Here is a 25,810-nt window from a genome sequence, read left to right as displayed (position 1 = left end):
CCGGTCAGCCCCGGATCAGCACGTTTTCGGCCGCGACGTCATTGACCGACATCCAGCGCAGCTGATCGTCCAGATAGGCCTTCCAATGGGCATAGATGGTCTTGAAATCCGGATCGGCCGCCGATTGTTCGGCAAGCAGCTTGTCCGTACTGACGCGCATCGCGGCCAGGATGTCGGGCGACCAAGCGCGCAGCTCCGTGCCGCTGGCGATCAGCCTGCGCAGGGCGGCGACATTCTGACTGTCATAGCGCGCCAGCATGTCCAAATAGCTCCAGGAACAGGCCGCCTTCAGCGCCGCGGCATAGGCCGGCGGCAGCGCGGACAGCGCATCCCGGTTCACCATCATCCCCAGCGAGGCGCCCAGTTCCAGCACGCCGGGGGCATAGTAGTACTTGGCAACCTTGTTCAGGCCCAGCGTCTCGTCGTCGACGGGCGACGTGAATTCGACCGCATCCAGCGTGCCGCGTTCCATCGCCGGGTAAAGGTCGCCGATGGCGATCTGCTGCGGCACGGCCCCCATGTCGGCGAAGACATAGCCCACATATCCCGCCGCGCGAATGCGCAGGCCTTTCAGATCGGCCATGCTGTCGATCGGCTTGCGGAACCAGCCGCCCATCTGCGCGCCGGTATTGCCGGCCGGGAAAGACACGACGTTGAACGCGCCATAGACCCCGTCCAGAAGCTCTTGTCCGCCGCCGTGGTAGAACCACGAATAGTGCTGGCGCGCCGTCATGCCGAAGGGCACGCCGGCATCGAAGGCCAGCGCCGGTTTCTTTCCGACATAGAAGAAGCCCGGGGAAAAGCCTGCCTCGGTCGTGCCGGTCTGGACCGCCTCCAGAACACCCAGCGGCGGCACCAGTTCGCCTGCCGCATAGGGCCGGATCTCGAACCCGCCATCGGTCAGTTCCGCCACCTTTTCGGCCAGTCGGACCGCGCCGCCCTGGATGGTGGCCAGGCTGCTGGGAAAACTGGTGGGCATGCGCCACCGCACGGTGGTCTGGGCCGTGGCGACGGCCGGTGCCGCAAGGGCAGCCGGCATCGTCGCGGCCGCGCCGAGGAAAGTCCTGCGTTTCATCTGGTGTCTCCGTGCTGGGGTGCCCCGGTCGTGTCGCCGGGCCTTGTGTCTTCGGTGGCGTGACCATGACAACATGTTGTCCTCAGGGCAATTACTTTCTGTACCTGAGGGCGGGATTGTTCTGGCCAGAACACAAGCGCCTAATTTATAAACTCAAAGTTCAGATCGGCCGGGAAGCACAACTGGGCAACCGATCTGCCCAGTGAAAACACGGTGAAAGACGATGGAACCCAACGAACATCTGGTCCAGATCGGATTGCGGGCCCGCGAGATGCGCAAGCGGCGCAAGATGACGCTGGACGACCTGTCATCCGCCGCGGGGCTGAGCAAGGGCCACCTGTCGCGCTTCGAACGGGGAGAGAAGTCGCTGAGCATGGCCGCCATGCTGCGTCTAACCGAGGCGCTGGAGATGTCGGTCGCGGCCCTGCTGGGAGAGGTCCAGTCCACCGACAATATCCATATCGTACGGCAGTCGGAACGGATGCAGCTTGTGTCGGACGCTGAGGATGGCGGCCTGATCGTGCAGTCCCTGAACGGCACCATGCCCGGGCGGCCGGAATACGCGGCCTTCATCGTGACCTGCCCGGAAGGCATGGTCCACAGCTCCGAAGCCTATCATTCGGGCTGCGAGGCGCTCTATGTCCTGAAGGGTACGTTGACGGTGCAGCTTGAAGACCGCGAGGTCCGGCTGGAAACCGGCGATTTCATCGAATTCCCGGGCCATATGCGGCACGTGCTGAGCGGCGGTCCCGGCGGAACAGAGCTGCTGTTGCTTGTCCTGAACAGCTAGCCCGGGGCGCCCCCCCCGGCCGGGCGCTGGCGCCCTGAGCGAACGGTACGGCCCGAATTCGTGAAGTGACCGGTTCCAAACGGGGCCCGCATTGTCGGATCCACCGGCCGTCTCGCTCAGGCGCGCGCGGGATTCACGCCATGGCCCAGGCGTCGCCGCAAACGGTGTTTGGCAGGCCGGCCAGTGTTGCCTGCATTTCCGTCGGCAGCCCCGCGTCCGATCCAGGTCCCCGGCGGCGGCAATCCCGGCCGTTCCGGTCGAAGATCTGAAACGCCACGCACACCTGCAGAGCTTTCCCCGAAAGGACGCGGCCCTGCACGATCCCCCTGCCCCGCCAGTCTTTCATCGGCGGACCGGGCGGCCCCGGTCAGCCGGTGGCAGACCAGTAAGGCGCGCGCAGGTCGCGTTTCAGGATCTTGCCGATCTCGCTCCGCGGCAGGTCGTCCTTCAGCTCGATGGCCGACAGGCGCTGCGTCTTGCCAAGACGCTCGTTGGCCCAGCTGCGGATTGCCTGGGCGTCCGCATCCGCCCCGTCGCGTAGCACGACGAGGCCCAGCGGGGTTTCGCCCCATTCGTCGCTGGGGATCGCGATCACCGCGGCGTCGGTCACATCGGGATGATCGCGCAGCACCGCCTCCAGATCGGAAGCATAGATGTTGAACCCGCCCGAGATGATCATGTCCTTGCGCCGGTCGAGCAGGTGAAGGAACCCGTCTTCGTCGAACCGGCCCATGTCGCCGGTGCGGATGAAATCCAGCCCTTCCGGACTGATCCACCGCAGGTCGGCCGTGACCTGCGGAAGGTTGTGATAGGCCTGCATCATCGACGGCGCGCGGCCGACGACCTCGCCATAGCTGCCTGCCGGCAGTTCTTTGTCCTGCTCGTCGATGATCCGCATATCGACCCCGTCGCCCGGACGGCCGACCGTATCCCACTTGTCCGGGAAGGCCTCGCAGTTCAGGGCTGTGGATATGCCGCCTTCGGTCATGCCATAGACCTCGACCAGATTGCCGGGCCAGCGGTTCATCACCTGGGCGATCAGCGGCCCCGGCAGCGGGGCAGAGGTCGAGAACTTGCCGCGATAGCTGGACAGGTCGTAATCGTCGAAGGTGGGTTCCGCCATAAGACGCATGAACTGGACCGGCACCAGCACTGCGAAGTCGGGTTTCAGCCTCCGGCTCAGCTCCAGGAAACCCACCGTGCTGAACTTGGCCATTACGATCAGGGTCCCGCCCAGGGCCAGCGTCGGCAGCATCCCGAAGAGCGTCGTATTGGAATAGATCGGGGTCGAAATCACCAGCCGGTCGTCGCCGGTCAGACCGAAGCGCGTGATGCGGCTTAACTGCCGGGACCGGAAGCGGTGGTCGTGGACGATGCCCTTGGGCTGGCCCGTCGTACCCGACGAATAGATGATGTTGAACAGATCGTCGGGCTTGATTTCAGCGGGCGCGGCCGGTTCGACCGCCGCAGCCCAGTCCATCAGCCCGGCCAGGTCCTCCACCTTGCGCGCTCGCAGCGTCGCGGCCACACCGGCCTGCGTCGGCGACGCGAACAGCAGTTTCGGCGCGCTGTCCGCGACCATGCGCGCCAGCGCCTCGGGCGTAGCCGAGAAGGGCAACGGCACGATGCACGCCCCGGCCGACACGACGGCACAGTAGAGCAAGACATGTTCGACCGAGTTTTCCGACAGAGAGGCGACGAAGTCGCCCCGCCCGATGCCCAGTGCCTTCAGCTGGCCGCTGACCCGGGCAACCATATCGCCGAATTCGGCCCAGGACACCGTGCGGTCGTCGAGGACGACCGCCGGGACCTGCCCGTTCCGGCGCGCATTCGCCTGAAGTGCGGCGCCGAAATCCAGGAATGTCTCGTGCGCGACGTCAGGGGGCGTGAAGTACTGCATGACCGCTCCGTCAGTTCATGGTTGCCGGCAGGTAGAGCGACAGGGCCGGGATCGCGATCAAGAACCCCAGCACCACGAGATCGATGCCCAGGAACCGCCAAAGGCCTGAAAAGATCTTGCCGATGTCGACCTTGTCTTCCAGCACGCTGGCCAGGACAAAGACGTTCAGACCGACCGGCGGCGTGATCAGGCCGATTTCCAGCAGCTTGACGACCACCACTCCGAACCAGATCAGGTTCATGTCATAGCTTTCGACCATCGGGATCATCAGAGGCAGCGTCAGGACCATGATGCCGACCGGATCCAGGAACATGCCCAGGACCAGGTAGATCAGGCAGACCATGGCGATGAAAAGCCACGGGCCGATGGCGGCGTTGTCCAGCAGGCCGACAAGCGAATTCGACAGGCCCGTCAGCGCGATCAGGGCGACGAAGATCTTGGCGCAGGCGGCGATGAAGAAGATCGCGCCGGTGGTCGCCATGGTCTCGCGCAGCAGCGGGATGATGTCCCGGACCCTGATCAGGCCGCGGAAGATCCCAAGGATCGTCGCGAACATGAGCGAGATCGCCGCCGCCTCGGTCGCGGTGAAAAAGCCACCGTAGATGCCGCCGATCACGGTCATGAACAGCAGGACGGCGGGCCAGCACCGAAGGCCGACCATCATCTTCTGGCGGAATGGCACGATCTCTGCCGGGCGCGGCGCGATGGCGGGATCGCGTTTCACCCACAGCACCACGACCAGCGCATAGCCCAGCATCGAGATGACACCGGGCAGGAAGCCCGCAAGGAAGAGCTGGCTGATCGAGCTTTCGGTGAAGATGCCGTAGATAATGAACAGGACCGACGGCGGGATCAGCGATCCCAGCGTACCGCCCGCCGCGACCGAGGCGGTGGCCAGGCGCGGGTCGTAGTTCAGCCGAAGCATTTCCGGCGTACAGATCCGCCCCATGGTCGAGGCACAGGCAATCGAAGAGCCGGAAATGGCCGAGAACCCGCCGCAGCCTGCGATGGACGCGATGGCCACACCGCCGGGCAGGCGCGCCAGCCAGACGCGCGCGGCCTCGTAGATCTCTGTCGTGATGCCGGCCTTGTAGGCGATGTGACCCAGCGCAATGAACAGCGGGATCATCGACAGGTCATAGCTGTGGACAAGGTCGAAGCTGGACGAAAACGCCAGCGACAGGGTCGTCCAGAACGCCCGCTCAGGCATGAAGGTGCCGGTGCGGAAGGCGAAGACGACAAAAATCGCGGTGACGGCGACCCCGCCGATTGCGAAGGAAATCGGGACGCGGATGGCCAACAGGAAGATGACGGCCGCGCAGGACACGTAGCCAACGGTTGCAAGATCCATGACGGGACTTTCCGCTCAGAGCGTTTCGGGCGCCGGCCGGCCGCTGATCGCGGCGCGCAGGTCGACCCACAGGACATGCAGAAGGCGAAGGACGCAGAACCCGATGGCCAGCACGAACAGGGCGCGGCCGGGCCATTTGGGCCACATGAACGTGCCGCCGTAATGGGCGTTCGAATGCACCGTTTTCCAGAATTCCATCCAGCCGGCCATCAGCAGCACGGTCGCGATCAGAAGTCCGATCAGCACCGCAAGGACGGCAATCCAGCGCTTGAGCGGAGCGGGAAAGTAATTGGCGATCACTTCGATGGCGATGTGCCCCCGCGCGGCCGTGGCAGAGGCCAGCGGGAACAGGATCGCCGGGATCATTAGCTCCTGCACCATGATGATGATGTCCGGAACGCCTGTCTTGATCACCTCACGGGCGAAGATGTTGGCAGTGATCAGGATACACAGCAGCACTATGGAAACAGCCGCCATCGTATCGAGGACATGCTCGATGCGTTTCATGGGAAATCCCGTGTTGTCGGTTGGCCTGGTCGGAAGCTTCGGCGCACTATGCGCCGAAGCGGCTGGTTCCGGTCAGTTGTGGTCCCAAGGAAGACCTTGGGACTCCATGACGGCGGTCCACTTGTCGATCAGCTGGTAAAGCTCGGCCATCGTGGCATCGCCATCGCTGCCGACCGCGCTCATGTCCGCCTTCCACTTGTCGATCGACGGCTGCGCCAGTTCATGGATGCGCGCATATTCCGCATCCGTCAGTTCGATCATGTCGTTGTCGGCGGCCAGCGTTTCCATCGCCTTGATGTCGGAGGCCATCAGACGTTCGCCGTAGAAGTCCATGGCATCCCGGCCGACCTGCTTGATCGTCTCCTGATCCTCGGGGGACAGGCTGTCGTAGGTGTCCTTGTTCATCACCGTGGCAAGGCTGGCGAGGCTGGACAGATGCAGGTCCGTAACCGTGTCCGTCAGCTCGTTCAGCTTCGAGGCGACGGCATAATACGCATAGGTGACCGAACATTCGACCAGGCCCGTTTCCATGCCCTGATACACGTCGTAGATCGGCATCGAGACGAGGTTGCCGCCCAGTTCGCCGAAGATGTCGGTCGAGGACCCGGTATGCGCGAACTTGGTGCCCGGCACGTCGTCCAGCGACCGGATGCCTTCGCCAGAACAGGCCATGATGCCGGGCGTCAGCGCATAGGTCGAAATGTACTCGATGTTCATGTCGGCCAGGCGCTGCTGGATCTGCTCGTTGGTCGTGAACAGCTCGTACATGGCCTGCATCATCACCCAGGGGTGCGCCGGCTTCAACTGAAGGCCCGCCATCTGCAGTTCCGGGAATTCAGAGGCGGAATAGGCGCCGATGATGACCCCCAGATCCGCCACGCCCATGCCCAGCGATTGCAGCGCGGCGCTGGTCTTGAACAGGGCGCCGCCCCAGTTCTGTTCCACCTGCACGTCGCCGCCGGTCCGTTCGCCGATCTGTTCGGCGATGTAGTTCACCGCCTCTGCGCGCACGCCGCGGTTCGGTCCCGGCTCGTTCGCAATCAGCGTCATCTGGGCGAAGGCCGGAAACGCCAGTGCCGAAACGGTAGCTGCAAGCACAGCTGTCCCGATGGTTTTCTTCATTTTCGATTTCCTCCCGTCAGGATCACGATCTGCAATGATCGTGACTCCTCTCCACGGCTTTAGGTAGCATGATAATAATTATCTAGCAATATATTTGCTGGATCACTTTCTGCGGAACCAGCGCGCTCGCAATTTCAGAAGCCCGCAAGCTGCCTGTCCAGCCGCACGCGCGCCGCGTCGAATTCCCGCTTCAGCCGGTCGACCAGATCGGCCGTCGGCACGACCGAGTCCACCGCGCCGATCCCCTGGCCGGATCCCCAGATCTCTTTCCAGCTCTTGGGTTTCTCGCGGTCCTCGGCGAAGTTCATCTTCGACGGGTCGGACTGTTCCAGCGAGTCGGGATCCATGCCCGCCGCCCGGATGGACGGTTTCAGGTAATTGCCCCAGACCCCGGTAAAGAGGTTCGAATAGACGATGTCGTCCGCGCCGCTGTCCGCGATCATGCGTTTGTAGCCTTCGATCGCATTCGCTTCCTCGGTCGCGATGAAGGCCGATCCGGCATAGCCGCCATCCGCCCCCATGGCGAGCGCCGCCAGAATCGAGTCGCCCCGCGCAATCGCACCGGACAGGTACAGGGGACCGTCGAACCAGCTGCGGATTTCCTGAATCAGCGCCAGGGGCGACAGCGCCCCGGCGTGGCCCCCTGCCCCAGCCGCCACGGCGATCAGGCCGTCGGCACCCTTTTCGATGGCCTTGTGCGCAAAGCGGTTGTTGATCACGTCGTGAAGCGCGATCCCGCCGCAGGAATGGGCCGCCTGGTTCACCTCGGTCCGCGCGCCCAGCGAGGTGATCCAGATTGGAACCTCGTGCTTCACGCACAGCCCGATATCGCGATCCAGCCGCGTGTTCGACTTGTGGACGATATGGTTCACGGCAAAGGGCGCGGCCGGATTGTCGGGATTGGCCTGGTTGTGACGGTCCAGTTCCTCGCGGATGCGGGTCAGCCATTCGTCCAGGCTCTGCCCATCCTTCTCGCGCGCGTTCAGCGCGGGGAAAGACCCGACGACGCCCGCCTTGCATTGCGCGATGACAAGATCGGGGGTCGAGATGATGAAAAGCGGGCTGGCGATCAGCGGCAGCTTCAGGCCTTGCAGGATTGCGGGTGTTGTCATGGTCTCTCCTCCGCGCGGGTCCGTCAGGACACCACGCCCTCGCTGAACAGGTCGTCGATGTCCCCGGCGCCAAGCCCAAGGTCTTCCAGCACGCTCCGGCTGTCGCGGCCGGGGGCTGGCGGCGTCGACGGCAACGGCGTGGCGGCGCGGGCAAAACGCGGGGCGGGCATCGGCTGCACCGGCCCGTCCGAGAAGATGCCCCGCGCCTTGTTGTGCGGATGATCCGGCGCTTCGGCCATGCTCAGCACCGGGGCAAAGCAGGCGTCGGTGTCCTGCAGCAGGCCGACCCAGTGGTCGCGCGGCCGGGACAGGAAGATGTCGGTCAGACGAACGCGCATCGCCGGCCAGGCGCTGCGGTCCGCGCGATCCCCCATCTCCTCGGCCGTCAGGCCCAGCTTGTCCAGAAGAACGGCCCAGAACTGCGGCTCCAGCGATCCGATGGTAACCCATCCGCCGTCGGCGCATTCATAGACGCCGTACCACGGCACCCCGCCGTCCAGCGCGTTCGAGGCCCGTTCGTCCCGCCACACGCCCATGGAGCGGCGGCTGTAGATCATCGCCATCAGCGCGGCGGTGCCGTCGACGATGGCCGCGTCGACCACGTCGCCCTGCCCGGTCCGCGCCACCTTCAGCAGCCCGGTCACCATGCCGAAGGCCAGGAACATGCCGCCGCCGCCGAAATCCCCCAGAAGGTTCAGCGGAAAAGTGGGCGCCCGATCCGCCTCGCCGCTGGCGTGAAGGGCGCCGGACAGTGCGATGTAGTTCAGGTCGTGGCCCGCGGTTTTAGCGACGGGGCCGTCCTGTCCCCAGCCCGTCATCCGGCCATAGACCAGCCTTGGGTTGCGGGTCAGACAGACATCGGGCCCCAGCCCCAGGCGCTCCATCACACCGGGGCGAAAGCCTTCGATCAGCCCGTCGGCGCTGTCGATCAGGCGCATCGCCAGGTCCAGCGCGCCGGGCTTCTTCATGTCCAGCGCGATGGACTTGCGCCCGCGCGCCAGGAATTCAAGCTCGTGCCGTCCCTGCCCCGTTGGCGAAGCAGCACCCGGGCGTTCGATCCGGACGATCTCGGCCCCCATGTCGGCCAGCATCATGCCGGCGAAGGGGCCCGGGCCGATCCCGGCGAATTCAATGATGCGCAGCCCCGCAAGCGGGGGCGCCGATGCGTCTGCTGGCATCGCGCGTGTCCTTTCCGGATGGGGCGCGGCGGCGTCCTAAGGCGCCGAAACCGCTTACCTGTTGTTGAGGGCGGCCTTGAGGTTCGTCCGCATCAGCGCAAGCACCCGCAGGGTCGTCGCCAGATCCTTTTCCGGGATGCCGGCATTGGCGATCTCGTCGACCTCGAAAATGGTCTTGGTCAGGATCTTGACCAGCTGCTTGGCCTGGGGCGTGGCATAGACCCGGTTCGACCGACGGTCATTCGGGTCGGACCGCCGTTCGACATAGCCGCGCGCTTCCAAGCGGTCGATCAGCTTGGACGTGGTGACGGTCGCAACCTCCAGCCGGTCCGCGAGTTCGGACTGGCGCAAGCCGTTCTCGCGCACCAGGTGTACCAGGACCCAGCCCTGCGACATGGTCATGTCGTGGGGCTTCAGCATGGCGTCGAACAGGATGGCCCGGAAGCGCGCGATGTCCTGGAATACAGGATTGTTGTCTTCGCTCAGCGAAGTCTGCTTCTTCGAGGCGGCAGCATCTTGTGGCACGTTATCCATACCTTTTTTCGACCGGCTCGCCGGGGCGGAGGACAAGCCTACGAAATATGCCCCGGCTCGCCAAGACCGTTAGACCGGATCCCAGGTGAAGATGTCGCCGGACCTTTCCAGTTCATAGAAATCCCGCTTCATGGCCGGGATTGCGTGTTCCAGGACGGTTTCGGGCGTCCAGCCCTCGCCCCGGTGAACCGACCGGATCGGACGCGGCTGGCTGAACAGAAAGATCTCGTTGTTGCGCACACCGAAGATCTGGCCCGTCACGTCGCAGGAAGGATCTGCCAGCGCGACGCACAGCGGCGCGATCTTGGCCGGGGTCATTTCCTTGATGCGCTCGACCCGGGCTTTTTCGGCCTCGGTCTTGGCCGGAATGGTGCCGATCAGGCGCGACCAGGCAAAAGGCGCGATACAGTTCGACCGCACGTTGAAACGCGCCATGTCCAGCGCCAGCGACTTCGACAGGCCGACGATCCCCATCTTGGCGGCGGAATAGTTCGCCTGCCCGAAGTTCCCGATCAGCCCCGAGGTCGAGGTGAAGTTGATGAAGCTGCCCGATGCCTGCATCTTGAACTGGGGCGCCACGGCGCTGGCCATGTTGAAGCTGCCCTTCAGGTGCACGGCGATCACGGAATCCCAGTCCGCTTCGGTCATCTTGTGGAAGATGACGTCACGCAGGATGCCCGCATTGTTCACGATCACATCGATGGTGCCGAACGTGTCCATCGACTGTTCGACCATGGACTTTGCATCTTCGGGCTTGGCCACGTTGCCGAAATTGGCAATCGCCTCGCCGCCCGCGGCCTCGATTTCGTTCACGACCTCCTGCGCCGGGGTCGCATCCGCGCCCCCGCCATCGGCCGCGCCACCCAGGTCGTTCACGATGACCTTTGCGCCCCGCGACGCCATCATCAGCGCGATGTCCCGGCCAATCCCCCGGCCCGCGCCCGTCACGATGACTGCCTTGCCTTCCAGCATGGTGTTCTCCTCCTGCAACTGCCCTCGTTGTAATTAGCTTGATAAAAGTTTGCAAGCTAATTATCAGTTGGTGCAACAGACGGCGCGCCAGCCGTCAGTTTCGAGGGAGGAATCGCCGCAATGTTCAAGCGCACCGTATTCAACGAAGACCACGAGATGTTCCGCGACCAGGTCCGCCGCTTCGTGGCCGAGGAAATCACGCCATATCACGCACAGTGGGAAAAGGACGGCCGGGTCAGCCGCGAGGCCTGGAAGAAGGCGGGTCAGAACGGCCTGCTGTGCGCCGCGATGCCCGAGGAATATGGCGGGGTCGGCGCGGATTTCCTGTTTTCCATGGTGGTCATGGAAGAACTCGCCGCGGCCGGTGCCATGGGCCCTGGCTTTTCGCTGCATTCCGATATCGTGGCGCCCTACCTCCTGCATTACGGCACCGAAGAGCTGAAGAAGGAATGGCTGCCGAAGATGGCCGCGGGCGAGGCAATCGGCGCCGTCGCCATGACCGAACCGGCGGCCGGGTCGGACGTACAGGGAATCAAGACCACCGCGATCCGTGACGGCGACGACTTCGTCATCAACGGGCAGAAAGTCTTCATCACCAATGGCGGCAACTGCGACATCCTGGTGCTGGCGTGCAAGACCGACCCGACCCAGGGCGCGCGCGGCACCTCGCTGATCCTGGTCCCTGCCGACACGCCCGGTTTCACCAAGGGCGAAAAGCTGCTGGAGAAGGTGGGCTGGAAGGCGCAGGACACGGCCGAGCTGTTCTTCGATAATGTCCGCGTGCCCGTCACGAACCTGATCGGCACCGAAGGGCGCGGTTTCGTCCAGCTCATGGAACAGCTTCCGCAGGAACGCCTGCTGCAATGCGTCCGCGCGACCGCCGCCCTGGAAGCCGCGCTGCAATGGACGGTCGACCATGTGACCGAACGCAAGGCCTTCGGCCAGACCATCGCCGATTTCCAGAACACCCGCTTCAAGCTGGCAGAGATCAAGGCACAGTCCGTGATGCTGCGCGTCTTCACCGACAAGTGCCTGGAAATGCACGTGGCCGGCGAACTGGACGCGGTCGATGCCGCCATGGGCAAGATGCTGACCTCGGAAACGCTGTGCCGGTGCCTGGACGACCTGCTGCAACTGTTCGGCGGCTATGGCTACATGTGGGAATACCCCATCGCCCGCGCCTGGGCCGATGCCCGCGTCGGCCGGATCGCCGGCGGCACCGGCGAGGTCATGCGCGAGATCATCGGCCGGTCGCTTCTGGGGAGGCGGAAATGAACCGGTTTCCCGATCTGATCCGGAAATATGCCTTCAGACATCCCGACAAGAAGGCCACCCATTTCGAGGGCCGCGACTTTACCTATGCCCAGTTCCGCGACCGGATCCAGGCCATGGCCCGGGTTCTTTCCGATCTGGGCGTCCGCCCCGGCGACCGGGTGGCCTATCTGGGCCAGAATTCCCACTGGCTGGTCGAGATGTACTATGTACCTTGCGTGATCGGTGGGATCCTGGTGCCGCTGAACTATCGCCTGTCGGAAGACGAGATGGTCGACGTGATCGCCGACTGCACACCCCAGGTGCTGGTGGTCGACCGTCACTTCGTGCCGCGGGCCGCGGCGCTGATGGATCGCTGCCCGACGCTGAAGCATCTGATCTTCGCCGACTGGGACGACGGTGCCCCGGAACTGCCCGCGGGCACGCCCAGCTATGATGCACTGGTCGCCGGGGCGGGCAAGGTGGCGGACGACGCATTCGACGCCGTGGCCAGCCACAGCAACGACACGATGATCATCTTCTACACCTCGGGAACCACCGGCGTGCCCAAGGGCGTCATGCTCAGCCATGCGAACCTGTTGATCAACGCGACCGGATCCGGGCATCTGTATGGCTATGTCGACACCGACGTGCTGCTTCTGTCGGGGCCTCTGTTCCATCTGGGGACCGGCAGCCGGGTCTATACCGCGATTGCCTATGGCACGACGATGGTGATCCAGCCCCGGTTCGAGGTCGAGGACACGATGCGCATCATCCAGGACCAGCGCATCACAACGATGACGCTGGTGCCGACGATGCTGCGCATGATCATGGACCACCCGAAATTCGGCGATTTCGACTTCTCGTCGATCCGCTGCCTGACCTATGGCGCGGCGCCGATGCCGGTGTCGCTGATGGAACGCGCGATCGCGGCGGTGCCGGGCGTCGTCTTCTGCCAGGGCTACGGCATGACCGAAACCTCGCCGGTGCTGACCGTGCTGACGCCTGCGGACCACGTTCCGGGCAACCCGATGATCGGCAAGCTCGGCTCGGTCGGGAAACCGGTGATCTATGCCGATGTGCGGATCGTCGATGACAACGACAATCCCGTGCCCACCGGCCAGCCCGGACAGGTCGTCGTGCGGGGGCCGCAGGTGATGAACGGCTACTGGAACCGCCCCGAGGAAACCGCCGAAGCCATGCGCGGCGGCTTCTACCACACCGGCGACGCAGGTTTCCTGGACGAGGACGGCTATCTGACCCTGGTCGGCCGCACGAAGGAGATGATCATCTCGGGCGGCGAAAACGTCTATCCGATCGAGACGGAGAATGCGCTCTCCAAGCATCCCGCCGTGGCCCAGGCCGCCGTGATCGGCGTACCGCACGAGAAGTGGGGAGAAATGGTCTTTGCGGTCGTCGCCCTTCACGATGGCAAGTCGGTGAGCGAAGCCGATCTGATCGCGTTCTGTCGCGAAAGGATCGCCGACTACAAGGCCCCGCGCGGGGTCATGGTCTGGGACGGGGCCCTGCCCCTGTCCGCGACCAACAAGATCGACAAGAACGCCATCAAAAAGCAACTGGCACGGGAGAACGCATGATGTCCGACGCAATCCTGATCACCCGCGACGACGGGGTCGTCACCCTGACGATGAACGAACCGGGCTCGCGCAATGCGCTGTCGGACGCGATGCGCGAAGGTCTGTCGGCAGCCGTGCAGGGCATTGCCCGCGACGACACGGTGGGCGCCGTGATCCTGACCGGAACGGGCGGCGTCTTCTGCGCCGGGGGCGACCTGAAGAAGATGCTGGCCAACCACAAGGCAGGACTGGTGGCGGGGGCCGAGGACATCCTGCCCCGGATGAAGCACCTGCACGGCTGGATCCGTCTTCTGCGGGACCTGCCTGTTCCGGTGATCACCGCCGTGGACGGCCCGGCCTATGGCGCGGGGCTGGGTCTGGCGCTTACGGGCGATATCATCCTGGCCTCGGACCGGGCCTCCTTCAACGCGTCCTTCTGCAGGGTCGGCGCGGTCCCGGACGGAAATCTGTTCTATTCCCTGCCCCGGATGATCGGGCTCCAGCGCGCGCGCGAGATGTTCTATACGGGCCGCACGCTGGAAGCGGCCGAGGCGCTGCGCGTGGGCATCTGCATGGAAGTGACCACTCCCGAGGCGCTGTTGCCCCGGGCACAGGACATGGCGCGGATGATGTGCAACAGTTCCCGCACGGCCTTTGCCATGACCAAGGCGATCTCGGCCCGGGCGATGGAGCTGGACAGCGACGCGCTGTTGCAGCTGGAGGCGCAGGCCCAGTCGATCTGCCTGACAAGCGGCTATCACAAGGACGCCATCGACCGCTTCACACGGAAGGAAGCGCCGAAGTTCGACTTTCACTGACCGGCGGCCGGCGAACGGACCAAACGACAACGCCAGGGGAGCGATCCCCTGGCATTTTTCATTCGCGACCCGGCTTCATTCGCGGGACGGCGCCGGTATCGGCCGACCGTCAGGTCAGGATGCCGGCAGCCTCCAGCCTTGCGATCTCGGCCGCGTCCAGGCCCAGCCTTTCGGTCAGTACCTTTTCGGTATCCCGACCATAGGCCGGGGCCGCGCGGCGCGTGTCAGCCGGGGTCAGGCTCAGCCGGAAACGGCAGGCCTCGTGATGCGCCGATGTGCCGTCGACGCGGGGGCGTGTCTGGAAATGGTTCCAGACCGCCAGCTGAGGGTCGGCCGCCAGGTCGTCGGGCGAGGCGGCGACATGGGCGGCCACACCTCTTGCCTGCAGCCGCGCCTCGACCGCACCCGCCTTTTGCCCGCGGCACCAGTCGGCCAGCTGCGCGTCGATCCCGTCCTCGTGCGCGGGGCGGCCTTCGCGGGTCGCCAGCGCCGGGTCGGCCAGTGCGGACAGGCCGGTTTCGGCGACCAGGCCCTGCCACATCGCGTCCGAGGTGACAGAGATCGCGACCCAGGCGGTTTCGTCGCCGGGGGCCGCGCAGGCGTAAACCTGGTTCGGGACGGCCAGCGGATCGCGGTTGCCGCGGGCCACCGGCACCCGGCCGGTGACCTGGTATTCGGCGAAGGCTTCCGCGATGAACTGCATCCCGGCCTCGGCCTGGCTGACATCCAGCTGGCGCCCCCGCCCGGTATGGCGCCGCATTTCAAGCGCTGCCATCAGCACCGGCAGCGCAAGGCGGGGCGCCACGAAATCGGTGTAAGGCCCGTAAGGCCCCACCGGATCGGCGCCTTCACGTCCAGCCAACACCTGCAGCCCGGACATCGCGGCGCCGATATTGCCGAAGCCCGCCAGCGCCGACCACGGCCCGGACTGTCCCATCAACGAGGTCGACAGCATGATCAGTCCAGGATTGCCGGCCGACAACACATCATAGCCCAGCCCCCACTTGTCCATCTGCCCAGGCGCGAAACTTTCGACCAGCACGTCAGCCTGCCCGGCCAGCCGGCACAGGATCTGCTTCGCCTCTTCTTGCCCGAGATCCAGCGTCAGGCCGTCCTTGCCGGCATTGCAGTTCTCGTAAAGGCCGGACCGGTCCAGATCGCGCACGCCTTCCGGGAACGGGCCTGTCAGACGGGCGACTTCGGGCTTCTTACGGCTTTCGACCCGGATCACCCGGGCTCCGAAATCCGCCATGTTGCGCCCGATCATCGGCCCCGCCACGACCCAGGACAGGTCCAGGACTGTCAGGTGTTCCAATGGGCGCGCCACCGTGGCCGACACGGTCGCGGCGGGAAACGGGCCACATTCGCGGCTGGTCAACCACCGTGTCTCGACCTCTGCCCCGCCGTCGCCGATCCCCGGGGCCGGGGTCAGCGGCGCAAAGCCTTCGTCGAAGCCCAGAGCCAGCTTGCCCGGCAGCTTCAGCATGCCCGCCGTGGCGAAGAAGTCCCGCGCCGCCGCATGCGGGCTGTCGGCCAGATCGGCCGCCGTCATGATCGGTGCCAGCATCAGGCGATGGTCCAGCGCCATCTGCACCGTCTCGCGCTTGGTCATGCCTGCAAGGAAGGCTGCGACCTCGGTCCGGGCCTGTTCCATTTCCTCTTCGGAAATCTCGTCGTTCTCGATCTTGGGCGGCAGGGTGATCCAGTCCCATTCCGCGAATTTGTCGGAACAGGCGCCGCGCGCGTGCATCAGGGCGAAGAGGTTGTTGGTGAACCGCCCCGCTGCCGGACCAAGGGCCAGGTGCATCTCGACCAGGCCGTCCTTGACCGGCCATTTCGACCGCTGCGTGCGCGCCCCGGACCCCGACAGGTCCAGTTCCTTCTTTTTCTTGGATTTCACCTCGGCCCGGAAGACATAGTTCGGATGCCCGATCACCGCGGCCATCGACAGAGACAGCGTGCATTGCGTGGCCGAGGCCTGCGCACTGGTCACGACCTGCTGGCCCCGCCCACCCAGACGCCGCGCCTCCAGCGCGACCATCACGCCGCACAGCGCATCGGCCGCGGCGTGGTGATAGGCCTGCGGCAGGCTGAGCCGCGTGGGAATCCCGGCCTGGCTTTCGGTGGGCTTCAGCGGGCCACCGGCGGCCCAAAGCGTCAGGTCGCTGTCGGCATAGCCCGCCTTCGGACCCGTCAGCCCGTAGGGCGTCACGATGGAGTGGATCACGCCGGGGTTTACAGCCAGCAGAGCATCCGTATCCAGAAAGGTGGCCCGCCCGGGCACGCCGCTTTCCAGCACGACATCGGCCACGGCTGCCAGCGCCATCACCCGATCGCCTTCCGTCTGACGGTCGAGGACCAGCGACCGGCGCCCGGCCCCGTAGGCGGCCCAGAACAGCGACCCGCCCGCATCGTCGAAGGGCGGCATGGCCCGCGCGTCCGACCCTTCCGCGGGTTCGACCTGAAGCACATCCGCGCCCATGATGGCCAGCATCCGGCCGGTCATCACCCCGCGCCAGTCCGTCAGATCCAGAACGCGCAGCCCCTCAAGTGCTCCGGCCATCGTCAGTCCTCCAGGAATTGCGCCATCCGTGTCGGCGTGGGATTGAGCGTGGTGCCACCGTCGACCGGAATGATGGCCCCGGTGATGTAGCTGGCCTTGTCGGATGCCAGGAAGGCGCACAGTTCGGCAACGTCGTTCAGCGTGCCCATCCGTTTCAGCGGGATGGCGTTCACGCGCTCCTCGACCGCGGCGGGGTTCGGGACCAGTCGCTTCTGCCCTTCGGTATCGGCGATCGGCCCCGGCGAGACGGAATTCACCCGGATACCCTTCGGCCCCCATTCCAGCGCCAGCGCCCGGGTCAGCATGTCGATCCCCGACTTGGCGGCACAGACATGGGACTGACCGACCATGGCAACGCTGCCCTGCGGGGCAGAGATGTTCAGGATGCAGGCCCCCGGTTTGCGCAGGTGCGGAAAGGCCGCGTGCATGACGTGATGGGTGCCCAGCACGTCGATCTCCATCACCGCGCGGAACCCGTTGGAGGTGATGTCTTCGGCCTTCGCCAGAAAGTTGCCGGCCGCGCCGGAGACGAGGATGTCGATTTCCCCGAACAGCTCGGCACAACGATCCATCGCGGCGGCGACCTGGTCATAATGGCGGACGTCGGCCGACATGCCGTCGGCCTCTGCGCCCAGATCGATCAGGCCCTGGACTGCCGCCGTCACCTTGGCCGGATCGCGCGAGATCACGAAGATCCGGGCCCCGCACCGCGCAAAATGCTGCGCGATGCCAAGGTTGATGCCGCTGGTCCCGCCGGACACGAAGACGGTCTTGCCCGCGAACCCGGTCACCACTGGTTCTCCGTCGTCAGAACGACCGTGGCCGCGGCCGAGAACATGCCGCCGACGCCATGGACGACCGACAGCTTGGCATCCTGTACCTGCGCCGGCGAAACGCCCCGCATCTGGCGCACGCCTTCCTGCAGGGCGTACATGCCATACATCCCCGAATGCATGTAGCTGAGACCTCCGCCATTGGTGTTCAGCGGCAGCTTGCCCCCCGGACGGGTGTTGCCCTCGGCGATGAAGGCGCCGCCCTCGCCCGGCTTGACGAAGCCCAGGTCTTCCAGCCCGTAGATCGGCAGATGCGCGAAGGCGTCGTAGATCATCAGGTGATCGACATCCGAATGGGTGATGCCCGCGCTGTCGAAGGCCTGCTTGCCGGAAACCCGGAAGGCCTTGGACGAGGTGAAGCTTTCCATCTGGGAAATCATCGGCCCTTCGGCGCTTTCGCCACCCATGCCGCGCAGATAGACGGGTTTGGTCGCGAAATCCTTGGCCCTGTCGGCGCTGGTCAGGATCAGCGCGCCACCACCGTCGGACACCAGGCAGCACATCATCAGCCGGAACGGATAGGCGATCATCTTCGAATTCAGGACGTCGTCCACGGTGATCGGATCGCGCATCGTGGCGCGCGGATGGAAGGCAGCCCATTCCCGCTGGACCACGGCGACCATGGCAAGCTGTTCCTCGGTCAGGCCGTCATCCTTCATCTTACGCATCACCGGCAGCGTGAAGCGCGACGGCGGGAACAACGGGCCGTAGATGGATTCGAATTCCTGCTGCTGCATAGACGGGAAGATCGGGCGGTGATTGCGGTTGTTCGACCGCCCGCTTTCGCCATGGGTGATCAGCACGGTCCTGCACAGACCGGTCTGGATCGCCGCCGCGGCATGGCGCACCAGCGTTATGAAGGAACAGCCCCCGACCGAAGTGCCGTCATACCATGTCGGCGTGATGCCAAGGTACTGGCAGATCTCGGCCACGTCGTGGCCGCCGGTCGCGACGCCGTCGATATCCGCCGGCGTCAGGCCGCATTCGGCCATGGCGTTCAGCGCGGCATCGGCATGAAGGCCGGTCTGGCTGAGTTCGGGCACCTTTCCCATCCGGGTGGTTTCTGCGGCGCCGACGATGGCGATGCTTGCGCGGCTCATGCGGAAGGCCCCCCTGCGGGTTTGAACTGCGGGATCTTCATGTCGCCCCGGGTCTCGAAGGTGACTTCCAGCGGCATGTCGATCACCAGCGCCTCCGGCTCGGCCGGGCAGTCGAGGATGTTGGCCACCATCTTCACGCCCTCGTCCAGCATGACGACAGCCACGGTGAATGGCGGTTCATAGCCCGGCGCAGGCAGGTGGTTGATGATGTAGGAATAAAGCCGCCCCTTGCCGGAGGCTTCGATGACCGTGACGTCCCGGGACCCGCAGGTCGGGCAGAATGGGCGCGGCGGGAAATAGGCCTTGCCGTCACAGGACGTGCAGGCATTCAGAAGCAGCCGGCCCTCGGCCGCGCCGTCCCAGTAGAACTGGGTTTCGGGATAAATGGTCGGCAAGGGTCTGTCCGCCATCGTCGTTCTCCTCGTTTCGGCCCGCAGATCCGGCCTGTTTCCTGTTGGCCCGGGCAAGAGTTCCCCGCCCGGCCGGTCACGCCGCGACTATTGAAGGCGCGTGAATACCTGCCCCAAGGGCATCGGGTCGGCAGTGGCTTGCAGGCCGGCTTGCGGATGGGTCGTCGGCACCATGTCACGAATCCCGGCCCGGGGGCTGTCGATGCCCGCCCCGGACGTCGTGCGGGTCCGGGACGTGCCGCACGGGTGCGGCCGCCCCCGGACTATGCCGGCGAGCCATGCCGCGATGGTTGCGCTTCTCCGTCTCAACGCATTGCCCTCCCTGCGCCGTCCGGTTGCCGCCGGCGTCCTACGCCAGACGCGCCAGACCGTTGTTCAGGACCACCACGTCACGTTCCACCACGCGGGCGCGGAAGCTGATCTCGTCGCCCGACCGCCACATCTCGGTCCGGATCGTCTCGCCCGGATAGACCGGCGAGGTAAAGCGCAGCTGCAGGTGCTTCAGCGCGGACGGATCGCCACCTGCCAGAGCCGCCGTAATCGACCAGGACGCGACGCCCAGCGTCGACAGGCCATGCAGGATCGGCCGGTCGAAACCGGCGCCGCGCGCCACCTCGGGATCGGCGTGGAGCGGGTTTTCATCGCCGGACAGGCGATAGATCAGCGCCTGCCCCGGCTGCGTCTTATGTTCGAAGATGGTGTCGGGGTCCCCTTCGGGCAGGGCATGGACCGACTTGACCGGGCCGGTCGGACCGCTAAAGCCGCCATTGCCACGGGCAAAGCTCGTCCCTTCGACCGTCGCGATCAGGGTGCCGGTCGCCTTGTCGGTCAGCGTCCGTTCGGAATAGAGCAGGGCGCCCTTCCCTTCGCCCTTGTCGACGATCTCGACAATGCGGGTGTTGCCGATCAGCGTACCCTCGGCGGGCAGCGGCGCATGCAGGGTGAAGCTTTGTTCGCCGTGCAGGATCTTTTGCCAGACCAGGCCGGTGTCCGGTTCCATCGCCCAGAAGCCGGGCCCCGCCAGCACATTGACCATGGACGGAAGCGCGCAGAACCCCGGATCGCGTTCATAGGTGGCCCGCAGATGGGCAGGATCCAGCGGATCGGCGCCAAGCCCCAGTCCAAGCGCGTAAAGGATCGTGTCCTTGCGGGTATAGGTCTGTTCCACAGCCGGGAAAGGCCGGGACTTGAGCCGAGCATAGTCTATCATGATGTCCTCCCGAAGTGTCTCCTCATATAGATATCAAGCTTATAATCTGCAAGCTAATTATTTACAGGCTCGGCGGCCGCCTCTGTCCCATATACCCGGGTTCGGCCGGGCCATTCTGTCGAAAACGGAACTGTCAGACCCTCGGCCGGGCGCAAACGGCATCGCTGGCCGGCCCAAGTCCAAATGCGGCTACTGCCATCGCGGGCGGGCGTGGCCGCCCATGCCACGGGTCATGCCGGGCGTCAGCGACTGTTCAGGGATATGCCAGACCTTGAGCAGGACCGCCCGGTCGTCATCGTGCAAGGGCATTACAGCCGGACCGCCCGGCGTTCGGAAGGCCGGAGGCAAATATGCCGTCGGGCTGCGCTGTCAGTGCCGGGCCCGGTTTGCCGGCCCGCTGCGGGAGGACCGGCAAACCCCGTCGCCGGGATCACGCGCCGGCTGACTCCTGCGACCAGCCCGCGCCGGGCACGGCGGCCAGAAGCTGGCGCGTATAGTCCTGCTGCGGCGCCAGGAAGATGTCGTGGACGGTGCCGATTTCCACCAGCCGGCCCTTCTGCATCACCGCGATCCGGTCGCAAAGCTGCGCCGCGACCCGCAGGTCGTGGGTGATGAAGAGGATCGACAGGTCGAACCGTTCGCGCAGATCGCGCAGCAGGTCCAGCACCTGCGCCTGGATCGACACGTCCAGGGCCGATACAGCCTCGTCCGCGATGATCAGTTCCGGGTCCATCGCCAGCGCGCGGGCGATCCCGATCCGCTGCCGCTGGCCGCCGGAAAACTCGTGCGGATAGCGGCTGGCGGCCTCGGCCCCCAGCCCCACGATCTCCAGCAGTTCCCGTGCGCGCTCCTGCGCCCGTGCCTTCGGCACGCCCTTGGTGATTGGTCCGTCGGTCAGCGCCCCCATGATCCGCTGGCGGGGATTGAGCGAGGCATAGGGATCCTGGAACACCATCTGCACCTTGTGGCGTTCGCGGCGCAGTTCCTCGTCCGACAGAGCCGCCAGATCGGTGCCGCCGACCATGACCTGCCCGCCATCAGGCGTGACCAGCCGCACCGCCGTCCGCCCCAGCGTCGACTTGCCCGATCCGCTTTCGCCGACCAGGCCCAGCACCTCGCCCCGGGCCACGGTCAGGGACACGTCGTCGACGGCCCGGACCTCGCGCACCGGTTTGAAGAGGCCGCCGCCGGTGCGATAGATCTTTCTCAGACCCTTGATCTCCAGCGCCGGCACGTCGCGAGGCGCGCGGGCGGCAGGCAGCTTGCCGGTCGGGATCGCGTCCAGCAAGCGGCGTGTATAGTCGTGCTGCGGGTTGCCCAGCACATCCGCCGCCACACCCCGTTCGACAACCTTGCCTTCGCGCATCACGATGACCTGGTCGGCGATTTCTGCCACGACGCCGAAATCGTGGGTGATGAACATCACCGCCATGCCACGCCTGTCGCGCAGGTCCAGGATCAGCTTCAGGATCTGGGCCTGCGTCGTGACGTCCAGCGCCGTCGTCGGTTCGTCGGCGATCAGAAGCTTCGGTTCCAGCGCAAGCGCCATGGCGATCATCGCCCGCTGCCGCTGGCCGCCGGACAGCTGGAACGGATAGGCACGGATGATCTTTTCCGGGTCGGGCAGCCCCACCTCGCGGATCAGGTGCAGCGCCTTTTCCCGCCGTTCGGACGGGGTGAACCGGTCATGGGCGGCGAAGACTTCGGCGATCTGGTCGCCGATCCGCATCAGCGGGTTCAGTGCCGTCATCGGTTCCTGGAAGATCATCGCGATCTCGGCCCCGCGCAGGGCCTGCTTGCGCGATTCCGGCAGGTCCAGCACGTTCTGGCCGTTGAAGACGGCCTTGCCCGCCTCGACCGTGACACCCGGCGGCAGAAGGCCCATCAGCGCATTGGCGGTCATCGACTTGCCCGACCCGCTTTCGCCGACGACGCACAGGATCTGGCCCATCTCGATCGCCATGCTGACGTCCTCGACGGCCAGGGGTCGGTCTGCACCTTCGGGCAGGCCGATGCTCAGATGGTCTATGACAAGCGTGCTCATGCCCTGCCCTTCCGACTCAGATGCGGGTTCAGCGCGTCGTTCAGGCCCTCGCCGATCAGGTTCAGCGCCAGCACGGTGATGATGATCGCCACGCCCGGGAAGAAGGACAGCCACCAAGCCGACCGGATCACGGTGCGCGCGGCGCCGATCATGTACCCCCAGCTCATCGCGTTGGGATCGCCCAGCCCCAGGAAGGACAGCGAGCTTTCCAGCAGGATCGCCGTGGCCACCATCAGCGAGGCCATGACGATGATCGGCGACACGGTATTGGGCAGGACCTGAGTGATCAGGATCCGCGGCTTCGACAGACCGGCCAGCGTCGCCGCATCGACGAATTCGCGTTTGCGGACCGACATCACCTCGGCCCGGACCAACCGCGCGACGGGGGGCCAGGACACGATGGCGATGGCCAGAATGATCGAGGTCAGGTTCGGCTGGAAGATCGCGACCAGCACGATGGCCAGCGCGAAGTTCGGGATGGTCTGGAAGAATTCGGTAAAGCGCATCGCGCCTTCATCCGCCAGCCCGCCATAAAAGCCTGCGACCGCGCCCAACGGCACCCCGATCAGCAGGGCCACCAGCGTCGAGACAAGCCCCACCAGCAGCGACACCTGCGCGCCGTAGGCCAGCTGCGCAGCCACATTCCGGCCCAGCGTGTCGGTGCCCAGCGGATAGGCCTCCATCGTGAAAGGCACAAGAAACGGGCGCTGGACCATCTGCCAGGGCCCGCCCGGATACAGCATCGGCGCGATGATCGCGATTGCGATCACGGCGATCAGCAGGACGACCCCCACCATGGCACCGATATTCGAGGCAAAGCGTTTCCACATGGCTCAGCTCCTCGCGCCGATACGGGGATCGACGATCCGGTAGACGATGTCGGTGATGATGTTGAACAGGATCACCATGGCGGCAGAGACGATGAAGACGCCAAGGATCGTGTTGTAATCCCGCGCGGCCAGGCTTTCGAACATCAGCCGCCCAATCCCGGGCCAGGCAAAGACGGTTTCGGTCAGAACAGCACCGCCCACCAGCTGGCCCGCCTGAAGCCCGGCCAGCGTGACGACTGGCAGGATCGCGTTCCGCAGGATGTGCCGGCGCCGGATCGCGGCGCCGCCCAGACCCTTGGCCTTGGCGGTCTTGACGAAATCCATCTGGCTGACCTCCAGCATGCTGGCGCGGGTCATCCGCATGTAGACGGCCATGAAGAACAGCCCCAGCGTCAGCGCGGGCAGTACGAGGTGCTTGGCGATGTCCAGCACCCGGGCCAGGCCGGTATAGTTGGCGCCCACCGTCTCGAACCCGAAGGCGGGCAGCCAACCCAGCCAGACCGAAAAGACCAGCACCGCCATCAATGCGGCCCAGTAAAGCGGTGTGGCATAGAACAGAAGCGCCAGCGTGGTCAGCAGGCTGTCCGACGCGCGGCCCACCCGGGCCGATGCCGCGACGCCCAGCCAGATCCCCATCCCCAACGAGATGAAGAAGGCCGTCAGCGTCAGGATCAGCGTGGCGGGCAGACGTTCCATGATCAGTTGCGAAACGGGCATGCCCTGCCGGAAGGAATAGCCCAGATCGAACTGCATGATGCCCCAGACATACTTGCCCAGCTGGACATAGAACGGCTGGTCCAGCCCGAACCGTTCGCGCAGCTGTGCGATCATCTGTTCGTCGGCGGCCCCGGCTTCGCCGGCCAGCACGACGGCCGGATCGCCCGGCGCCGCATGCAGCAGAAAGAAGTTCAGAACGGCAATGGCCAAAAGCGTCAGGACCGCCTTGGCGATGCGCGATAGAACGGCGATGAAAGTATCCATGTGCCCCCTGGATGCCCTTGAGGTGCCGGCTCCCTTCAGGAGCGGTTGGAAACGGCGGGCCGCGCACGGCCCGCCGGGAAGAGGGGGTTACTCTTCGATCCAGGCGTTGCGCGGACCGTCGTTCACGCCGATGCCCGTGGTCACCAGGTCATGGATGTTGCAGCGATAGATGGTCGGGAATTCCAGCTCCATCAGCCATGCCACGGGCACGTCGTCCACGATTTCCTTCTGGATCTCGGCATAGAGCGCGGTGCGTTCGTCGGCCGAGACCAGTGTCGCCGCCTTGGCCCATTTCGCGTCGAGTTCCGGGTTCTCGTACCCTTCGACGTTGTTCCACGGGCTGCCCTTCTTGATGCGGTCGGCGGTATAGTTCCGCGACACGCCCAGGGCCGGATCGCCGTACTGGTACAGATAGGTGAAGGCCAGATCATAGTCCCAATTGGCCGTCTTCTCGTTCCAGCCGGCGACGTCGGTGCTATCGATTTCAACGTTGATGCCGACCTCGGCCAGGTTCTGACGCACGGCCTCCGCCCAACGTTGCCAGGTCTCGCCATAGGGCAGCGGCAAAACGCGGACCGGTTCGCCGTCATAGCCCATTTCCGCCAGCAGCGCCTTGGCCTTGTCGGGGTTGTGATCGTAGATTGTCACGTCGTCCGAATAGAAGTTGGTCTTCGACGACACGGGGCCCGTGGCGACGTTGCCGAAACCGTTCCAGACCACGTCCTTCATGAAGTCGCGGTCCAGCGCGTACATGACCGCCTGACGGAACTTCTGGTTTGCGGTCGGACCTTCGCGGTTGTTCATCCACATCCACGCATGCGGTGCGAAGAATTCCCAGCCCTTGCCGGTGGAACAGACGCCGTCCATCGCCGTCAGGCGCGGCACGTCCCAGTTTTCCACCGACCCGCCGGGCAGCACGTCGACCTCGCCCGTCTCGAAGGCCACGGCGCGGGACGCCGCATCGGGGATCACGCGGTAATAGACCTCGTCCAGGTGCGGCAGGCCTTCGACGTAATAGTCCTCGTTCTTCACCAGGTGGATGAAGCTGCCCTTTTCCCACTTGTCGAACTTGAAGGGACCGGTGCCGATGGGCGTCGCGTTCGCCTCGTTCGTGGCATAGTCGGTGCCCTCATAGAGGTGCTTGGGCACGATCGGCATGGTGCCGGTCTCGAAGACGCTGATGAAGGGACCGAAGGGTTCCTTCAGCTTGAACTCGACCGTCAGCGGGTCGATCGCGGTGATCGTGTCCACATAGGCCAGCGAAGCCCGCAGGCGCGCATGGGTTTCGCGCAGGAAGACATCGGCACTGAAAACGACGTCATCGGCGGTGAAATCCTCGCCATCGTGCCATTTCACGCCGTCGTGCAGCTTGAACGTATAGGTCAGGCCATCGTCCGAAATGGTCCAGCTTTCGGCCAGTCCCGGCATCGGGTTCAGGTCGGTGTCGTAGCGCAGCAGGCCTTCGTAGATATCGCCGGCGACCATCTGGGTCGGGCCGTTCTGCACCAGGCCCAGCATCAGCCCCGGCGGTTCGGGCTGGACCACGATGTCCAGCCGTCCGCCATCCTGTTGCGCGGCCAAGGGCGCCGCCAGCGCGGCCGCAACCAGGAACGTCGTCGTTTTCAGAAAGTTCATCTTTTTCCCCTGTTGGT

Annotated in this window: 22 protein-coding genes; 4 read left to right on the top strand and 18 right to left on the bottom strand. The window is 65.2% G+C overall.

What is annotated here, in order from left to right; translation table 11 throughout:
• Positions 1–4: 4 nt before the first annotated feature.
• Positions 5–1,075: a TRAP transporter substrate-binding protein gene (locus FQK05_RS19750; protein WP_158970101.1), complete on the bottom strand. Its 1,071-nt coding sequence runs from the start codon at positions 1,073–1,075 to the stop codon at positions 5–7.
• Between the two features lie 223 nt (positions 1,076–1,298).
• Here FQK05_RS19750 and FQK05_RS19745 point away from each other — a divergent pair, with 223 nt between their 5' ends.
• Complete coding sequence (locus FQK05_RS19745; protein ID WP_158970099.1) at positions 1,299–1,865, top strand: helix-turn-helix domain-containing protein; 567 nt, start codon at positions 1,299–1,301, stop codon at positions 1,863–1,865.
• Between the two features lie 367 nt (positions 1,866–2,232).
• Here FQK05_RS19745 and FQK05_RS19740 read toward each other — a convergent pair whose 3' ends face one another.
• From FQK05_RS19740 to FQK05_RS19705, 8 genes are all read right to left on the bottom strand, one after another.
• Positions 2,233–3,765: a class I adenylate-forming enzyme family protein gene (locus FQK05_RS19740; protein WP_158970097.1), complete on the bottom strand. Its 1,533-nt coding sequence runs from the start codon at positions 3,763–3,765 to the stop codon at positions 2,233–2,235.
• Positions 3,766–3,775: 10 nt separating this feature from the next.
• Positions 3,776–5,116, bottom strand: coding sequence for a TRAP transporter large permease (locus tag FQK05_RS19735; RefSeq protein ID WP_158970095.1), 1,341 nt, complete (start codon positions 5,114–5,116; stop codon positions 3,776–3,778).
• A 15-nt stretch (positions 5,117–5,131) separates the two neighbouring features.
• The gene (locus FQK05_RS19730; RefSeq protein WP_158970093.1) at positions 5,132–5,623 is read right to left on the bottom strand and encodes a TRAP transporter small permease; all 492 of its coding nucleotides are present in this window, start codon (positions 5,621–5,623) and stop codon (positions 5,132–5,134) included.
• Between the two features lie 72 nt (positions 5,624–5,695).
• A complete protein-coding gene (locus FQK05_RS19725; RefSeq protein ID WP_158970091.1) occupies positions 5,696–6,745 on the bottom strand; it encodes a C4-dicarboxylate TRAP transporter substrate-binding protein in 1,050 nt (349 codons plus the stop codon).
• Between the two features lie 134 nt (positions 6,746–6,879).
• A complete protein-coding gene (locus FQK05_RS19720; RefSeq protein ID WP_158970089.1) occupies positions 6,880–7,857 on the bottom strand; it encodes an NAD(P)H-dependent flavin oxidoreductase in 978 nt (325 codons plus the stop codon).
• Positions 7,858–7,880: 23 nt separating this feature from the next.
• The gene (locus FQK05_RS19715; RefSeq protein ID WP_158970087.1) at positions 7,881–9,035 is read right to left on the bottom strand and encodes a CaiB/BaiF CoA transferase family protein; all 1,155 of its coding nucleotides are present in this window, start codon (positions 9,033–9,035) and stop codon (positions 7,881–7,883) included.
• 54 nt (positions 9,036–9,089) lie between these two features.
• On the bottom strand, positions 9,090–9,560 hold the full coding sequence (locus FQK05_RS19710) for a MarR family winged helix-turn-helix transcriptional regulator (protein ID WP_233270589.1): 471 nt from the start codon (positions 9,558–9,560) through the stop codon (positions 9,090–9,092).
• Between the two features lie 78 nt (positions 9,561–9,638).
• Positions 9,639–10,541 carry an SDR family NAD(P)-dependent oxidoreductase gene (locus FQK05_RS19705; protein WP_158970084.1) on the bottom strand — a complete coding sequence of 301 codons (903 nt, stop codon included), beginning with the start codon at positions 10,539–10,541 and terminating at the stop codon, positions 9,639–9,641.
• 120 nt (positions 10,542–10,661) lie between these two features.
• Here FQK05_RS19705 and FQK05_RS19700 point away from each other — a divergent pair, with 120 nt between their 5' ends.
• From FQK05_RS19700 to FQK05_RS19690, 3 genes are read left to right on the top strand one after another with little or no spacing between them, the layout of a single operon-like run.
• Complete coding sequence (locus tag FQK05_RS19700) at positions 10,662–11,816, top strand: acyl-CoA dehydrogenase family protein (RefSeq protein ID WP_158970082.1); 1,155 nt, start codon at positions 10,662–10,664, stop codon at positions 11,814–11,816.
• Positions 11,813–13,390: a long-chain-fatty-acid--CoA ligase gene (locus FQK05_RS19695; protein WP_158970080.1), complete on the top strand. Its 1,578-nt coding sequence runs from the start codon at positions 11,813–11,815 to the stop codon at positions 13,388–13,390. The genes FQK05_RS19700 and FQK05_RS19695 overlap by 4 nt, the downstream gene beginning before the upstream one ends.
• Positions 13,390–14,187, top strand: coding sequence for an enoyl-CoA hydratase/isomerase family protein (locus FQK05_RS19690; RefSeq protein ID WP_158970318.1), 798 nt, complete (start codon positions 13,390–13,392; stop codon positions 14,185–14,187). Before FQK05_RS19695 ends, FQK05_RS19690 begins: the two co-directional genes overlap by 1 nt.
• Before the next feature lie 109 nt (positions 14,188–14,296).
• On the opposite strand, the gene FQK05_RS19685 is transcribed toward FQK05_RS19690, so the two are convergent.
• The 9 genes from FQK05_RS19685 to FQK05_RS19645 all read right to left on the bottom strand — a co-directional run bounded on the left by FQK05_RS19685 (position 14,297) and on the right by FQK05_RS19645 (position 25,793).
• Entirely contained in the window at positions 14,297–16,750 is a 2,454-nt protein-coding gene (locus tag FQK05_RS19685) for a CaiB/BaiF CoA-transferase family protein (RefSeq protein ID WP_158970078.1), read from the bottom strand.
• A gap of 2 nt (positions 16,751–16,752) precedes the next feature.
• Positions 16,753–17,541 carry an SDR family oxidoreductase gene (locus tag FQK05_RS19680; RefSeq protein WP_233270588.1) on the bottom strand — a complete coding sequence of 263 codons (789 nt, stop codon included), beginning with the start codon at positions 17,539–17,541 and terminating at the stop codon, positions 16,753–16,755.
• The gene (locus tag FQK05_RS19675; protein ID WP_158970074.1) at positions 17,538–18,683 is read right to left on the bottom strand and encodes a thiolase C-terminal domain-containing protein; all 1,146 of its coding nucleotides are present in this window, start codon (positions 18,681–18,683) and stop codon (positions 17,538–17,540) included. Before FQK05_RS19675 ends, FQK05_RS19680 begins: the two co-directional genes overlap by 4 nt.
• Complete coding sequence (locus FQK05_RS19670) at positions 18,680–19,093, bottom strand: Zn-ribbon domain-containing OB-fold protein (protein WP_158970072.1); 414 nt, start codon at positions 19,091–19,093, stop codon at positions 18,680–18,682. The genes FQK05_RS19675 and FQK05_RS19670 overlap by 4 nt, the downstream gene beginning before the upstream one ends.
• A 349-nt stretch (positions 19,094–19,442) precedes the next feature.
• Positions 19,443–20,303, bottom strand: a complete 861-nt coding sequence (locus FQK05_RS19665; RefSeq protein ID WP_158970070.1) for a MaoC/PaaZ C-terminal domain-containing protein — start codon at positions 20,301–20,303, stop codon at positions 19,443–19,445.
• Between the two features lie 430 nt (positions 20,304–20,733).
• A complete protein-coding gene (locus tag FQK05_RS19660) occupies positions 20,734–22,347 on the bottom strand; it encodes an ABC transporter ATP-binding protein (RefSeq protein WP_158970068.1) in 1,614 nt (537 codons plus the stop codon).
• Complete coding sequence (locus tag FQK05_RS19655; protein ID WP_158970066.1) at positions 22,344–23,177, bottom strand: ABC transporter permease; 834 nt, start codon at positions 23,175–23,177, stop codon at positions 22,344–22,346. The genes FQK05_RS19660 and FQK05_RS19655 overlap by 4 nt, the downstream gene beginning before the upstream one ends.
• 3 nt (positions 23,178–23,180) lie before the next feature.
• Positions 23,181–24,158 carry an ABC transporter permease gene (locus FQK05_RS19650; RefSeq protein ID WP_158970064.1) on the bottom strand — a complete coding sequence of 326 codons (978 nt, stop codon included), beginning with the start codon at positions 24,156–24,158 and terminating at the stop codon, positions 23,181–23,183.
• An 87-nt stretch (positions 24,159–24,245) separates the two neighbouring features.
• Positions 24,246–25,793, bottom strand: coding sequence for an ABC transporter substrate-binding protein (locus tag FQK05_RS19645; protein ID WP_158970061.1), 1,548 nt, complete (start codon positions 25,791–25,793; stop codon positions 24,246–24,248).
• Positions 25,794–25,810 lie beyond the last annotated feature (17 nt).

Origin of the sequence: Chachezhania sediminis (assembly GCF_009765275.1) — a bacterium.
Lineage (GTDB): Bacteria > Pseudomonadota > Alphaproteobacteria > Rhodobacterales > Rhodobacteraceae > Chachezhania > Chachezhania sediminis.
The sequence above is the reverse complement of the archived record's forward strand: the minus strand, read 5'-3'. Positions and strand labels throughout refer to the sequence as shown.

Excerpts from the sequence above, each read along its gene's own strand:
- FQK05_RS19715 (WP_158970087.1), bottom strand. The coding sequence starts at position 9,035 with ATGCCAGCAGACGCATCGGCGCCCCCGCTTGCGGGGCTGCGCATCATT.
- FQK05_RS19650 (WP_158970064.1), bottom strand. The coding sequence starts at position 24,158 with ATGGATACTTTCATCGCCGTTCTATCGCGCATCGCCAAGGCGGTCCTG.
- FQK05_RS19670 (WP_158970072.1), bottom strand. The coding sequence starts at position 19,093 with ATGGCGGACAGACCCTTGCCGACCATTTATCCCGAAACCCAGTTCTAC.
- FQK05_RS19720 (WP_158970089.1), bottom strand. The coding sequence starts at position 7,857 with ATGACAACACCCGCAATCCTGCAAGGCCTGAAGCTGCCGCTGATCGCC.
- FQK05_RS19685 (WP_158970078.1), bottom strand. The coding sequence starts at position 16,750 with ATGGCCGGAGCACTTGAGGGGCTGCGCGTTCTGGATCTGACGGACTGG.
- FQK05_RS19730 (WP_158970093.1), bottom strand. The coding sequence starts at position 5,623 with ATGAAACGCATCGAGCATGTCCTCGATACGATGGCGGCTGTTTCCATA.
- FQK05_RS19700 (WP_158970082.1), top strand. The coding sequence starts at position 10,662 with ATGTTCAAGCGCACCGTATTCAACGAAGACCACGAGATGTTCCGCGAC.
- FQK05_RS19740 (WP_158970097.1), bottom strand. The coding sequence starts at position 3,765 with ATGCAGTACTTCACGCCCCCTGACGTCGCGCACGAGACATTCCTGGAT.
- FQK05_RS19725 (WP_158970091.1), bottom strand. The coding sequence starts at position 6,745 with ATGAAGAAAACCATCGGGACAGCTGTGCTTGCAGCTACCGTTTCGGCA.
- FQK05_RS19745 (WP_158970099.1), top strand. The coding sequence starts at position 1,299 with ATGGAACCCAACGAACATCTGGTCCAGATCGGATTGCGGGCCCGCGAG.
- FQK05_RS19695 (WP_158970080.1), top strand. The coding sequence starts at position 11,813 with ATGAACCGGTTTCCCGATCTGATCCGGAAATATGCCTTCAGACATCCC.
- FQK05_RS19665 (WP_158970070.1), bottom strand. The coding sequence starts at position 20,303 with ATGATAGACTATGCTCGGCTCAAGTCCCGGCCTTTCCCGGCTGTGGAA.
- FQK05_RS19645 (WP_158970061.1), bottom strand. The coding sequence starts at position 25,793 with ATGAACTTTCTGAAAACGACGACGTTCCTGGTTGCGGCCGCGCTGGCG.
- FQK05_RS19750 (WP_158970101.1), bottom strand. The coding sequence starts at position 1,075 with ATGAAACGCAGGACTTTCCTCGGCGCGGCCGCGACGATGCCGGCTGCC.
- FQK05_RS19655 (WP_158970066.1), bottom strand. The coding sequence starts at position 23,177 with ATGTGGAAACGCTTTGCCTCGAATATCGGTGCCATGGTGGGGGTCGTC.
- FQK05_RS19690 (WP_158970318.1), top strand. The coding sequence starts at position 13,390 with ATGTCCGACGCAATCCTGATCACCCGCGACGACGGGGTCGTCACCCTG.
- FQK05_RS19675 (WP_158970074.1), bottom strand. The coding sequence starts at position 18,683 with ATGAGCCGCGCAAGCATCGCCATCGTCGGCGCCGCAGAAACCACCCGG.
- FQK05_RS19735 (WP_158970095.1), bottom strand. The coding sequence starts at position 5,116 with ATGGATCTTGCAACCGTTGGCTACGTGTCCTGCGCGGCCGTCATCTTC.
- FQK05_RS19660 (WP_158970068.1), bottom strand. The coding sequence starts at position 22,347 with ATGAGCACGCTTGTCATAGACCATCTGAGCATCGGCCTGCCCGAAGGT.
- FQK05_RS19705 (WP_158970084.1), bottom strand. The coding sequence starts at position 10,541 with ATGCTGGAAGGCAAGGCAGTCATCGTGACGGGCGCGGGCCGGGGGATT.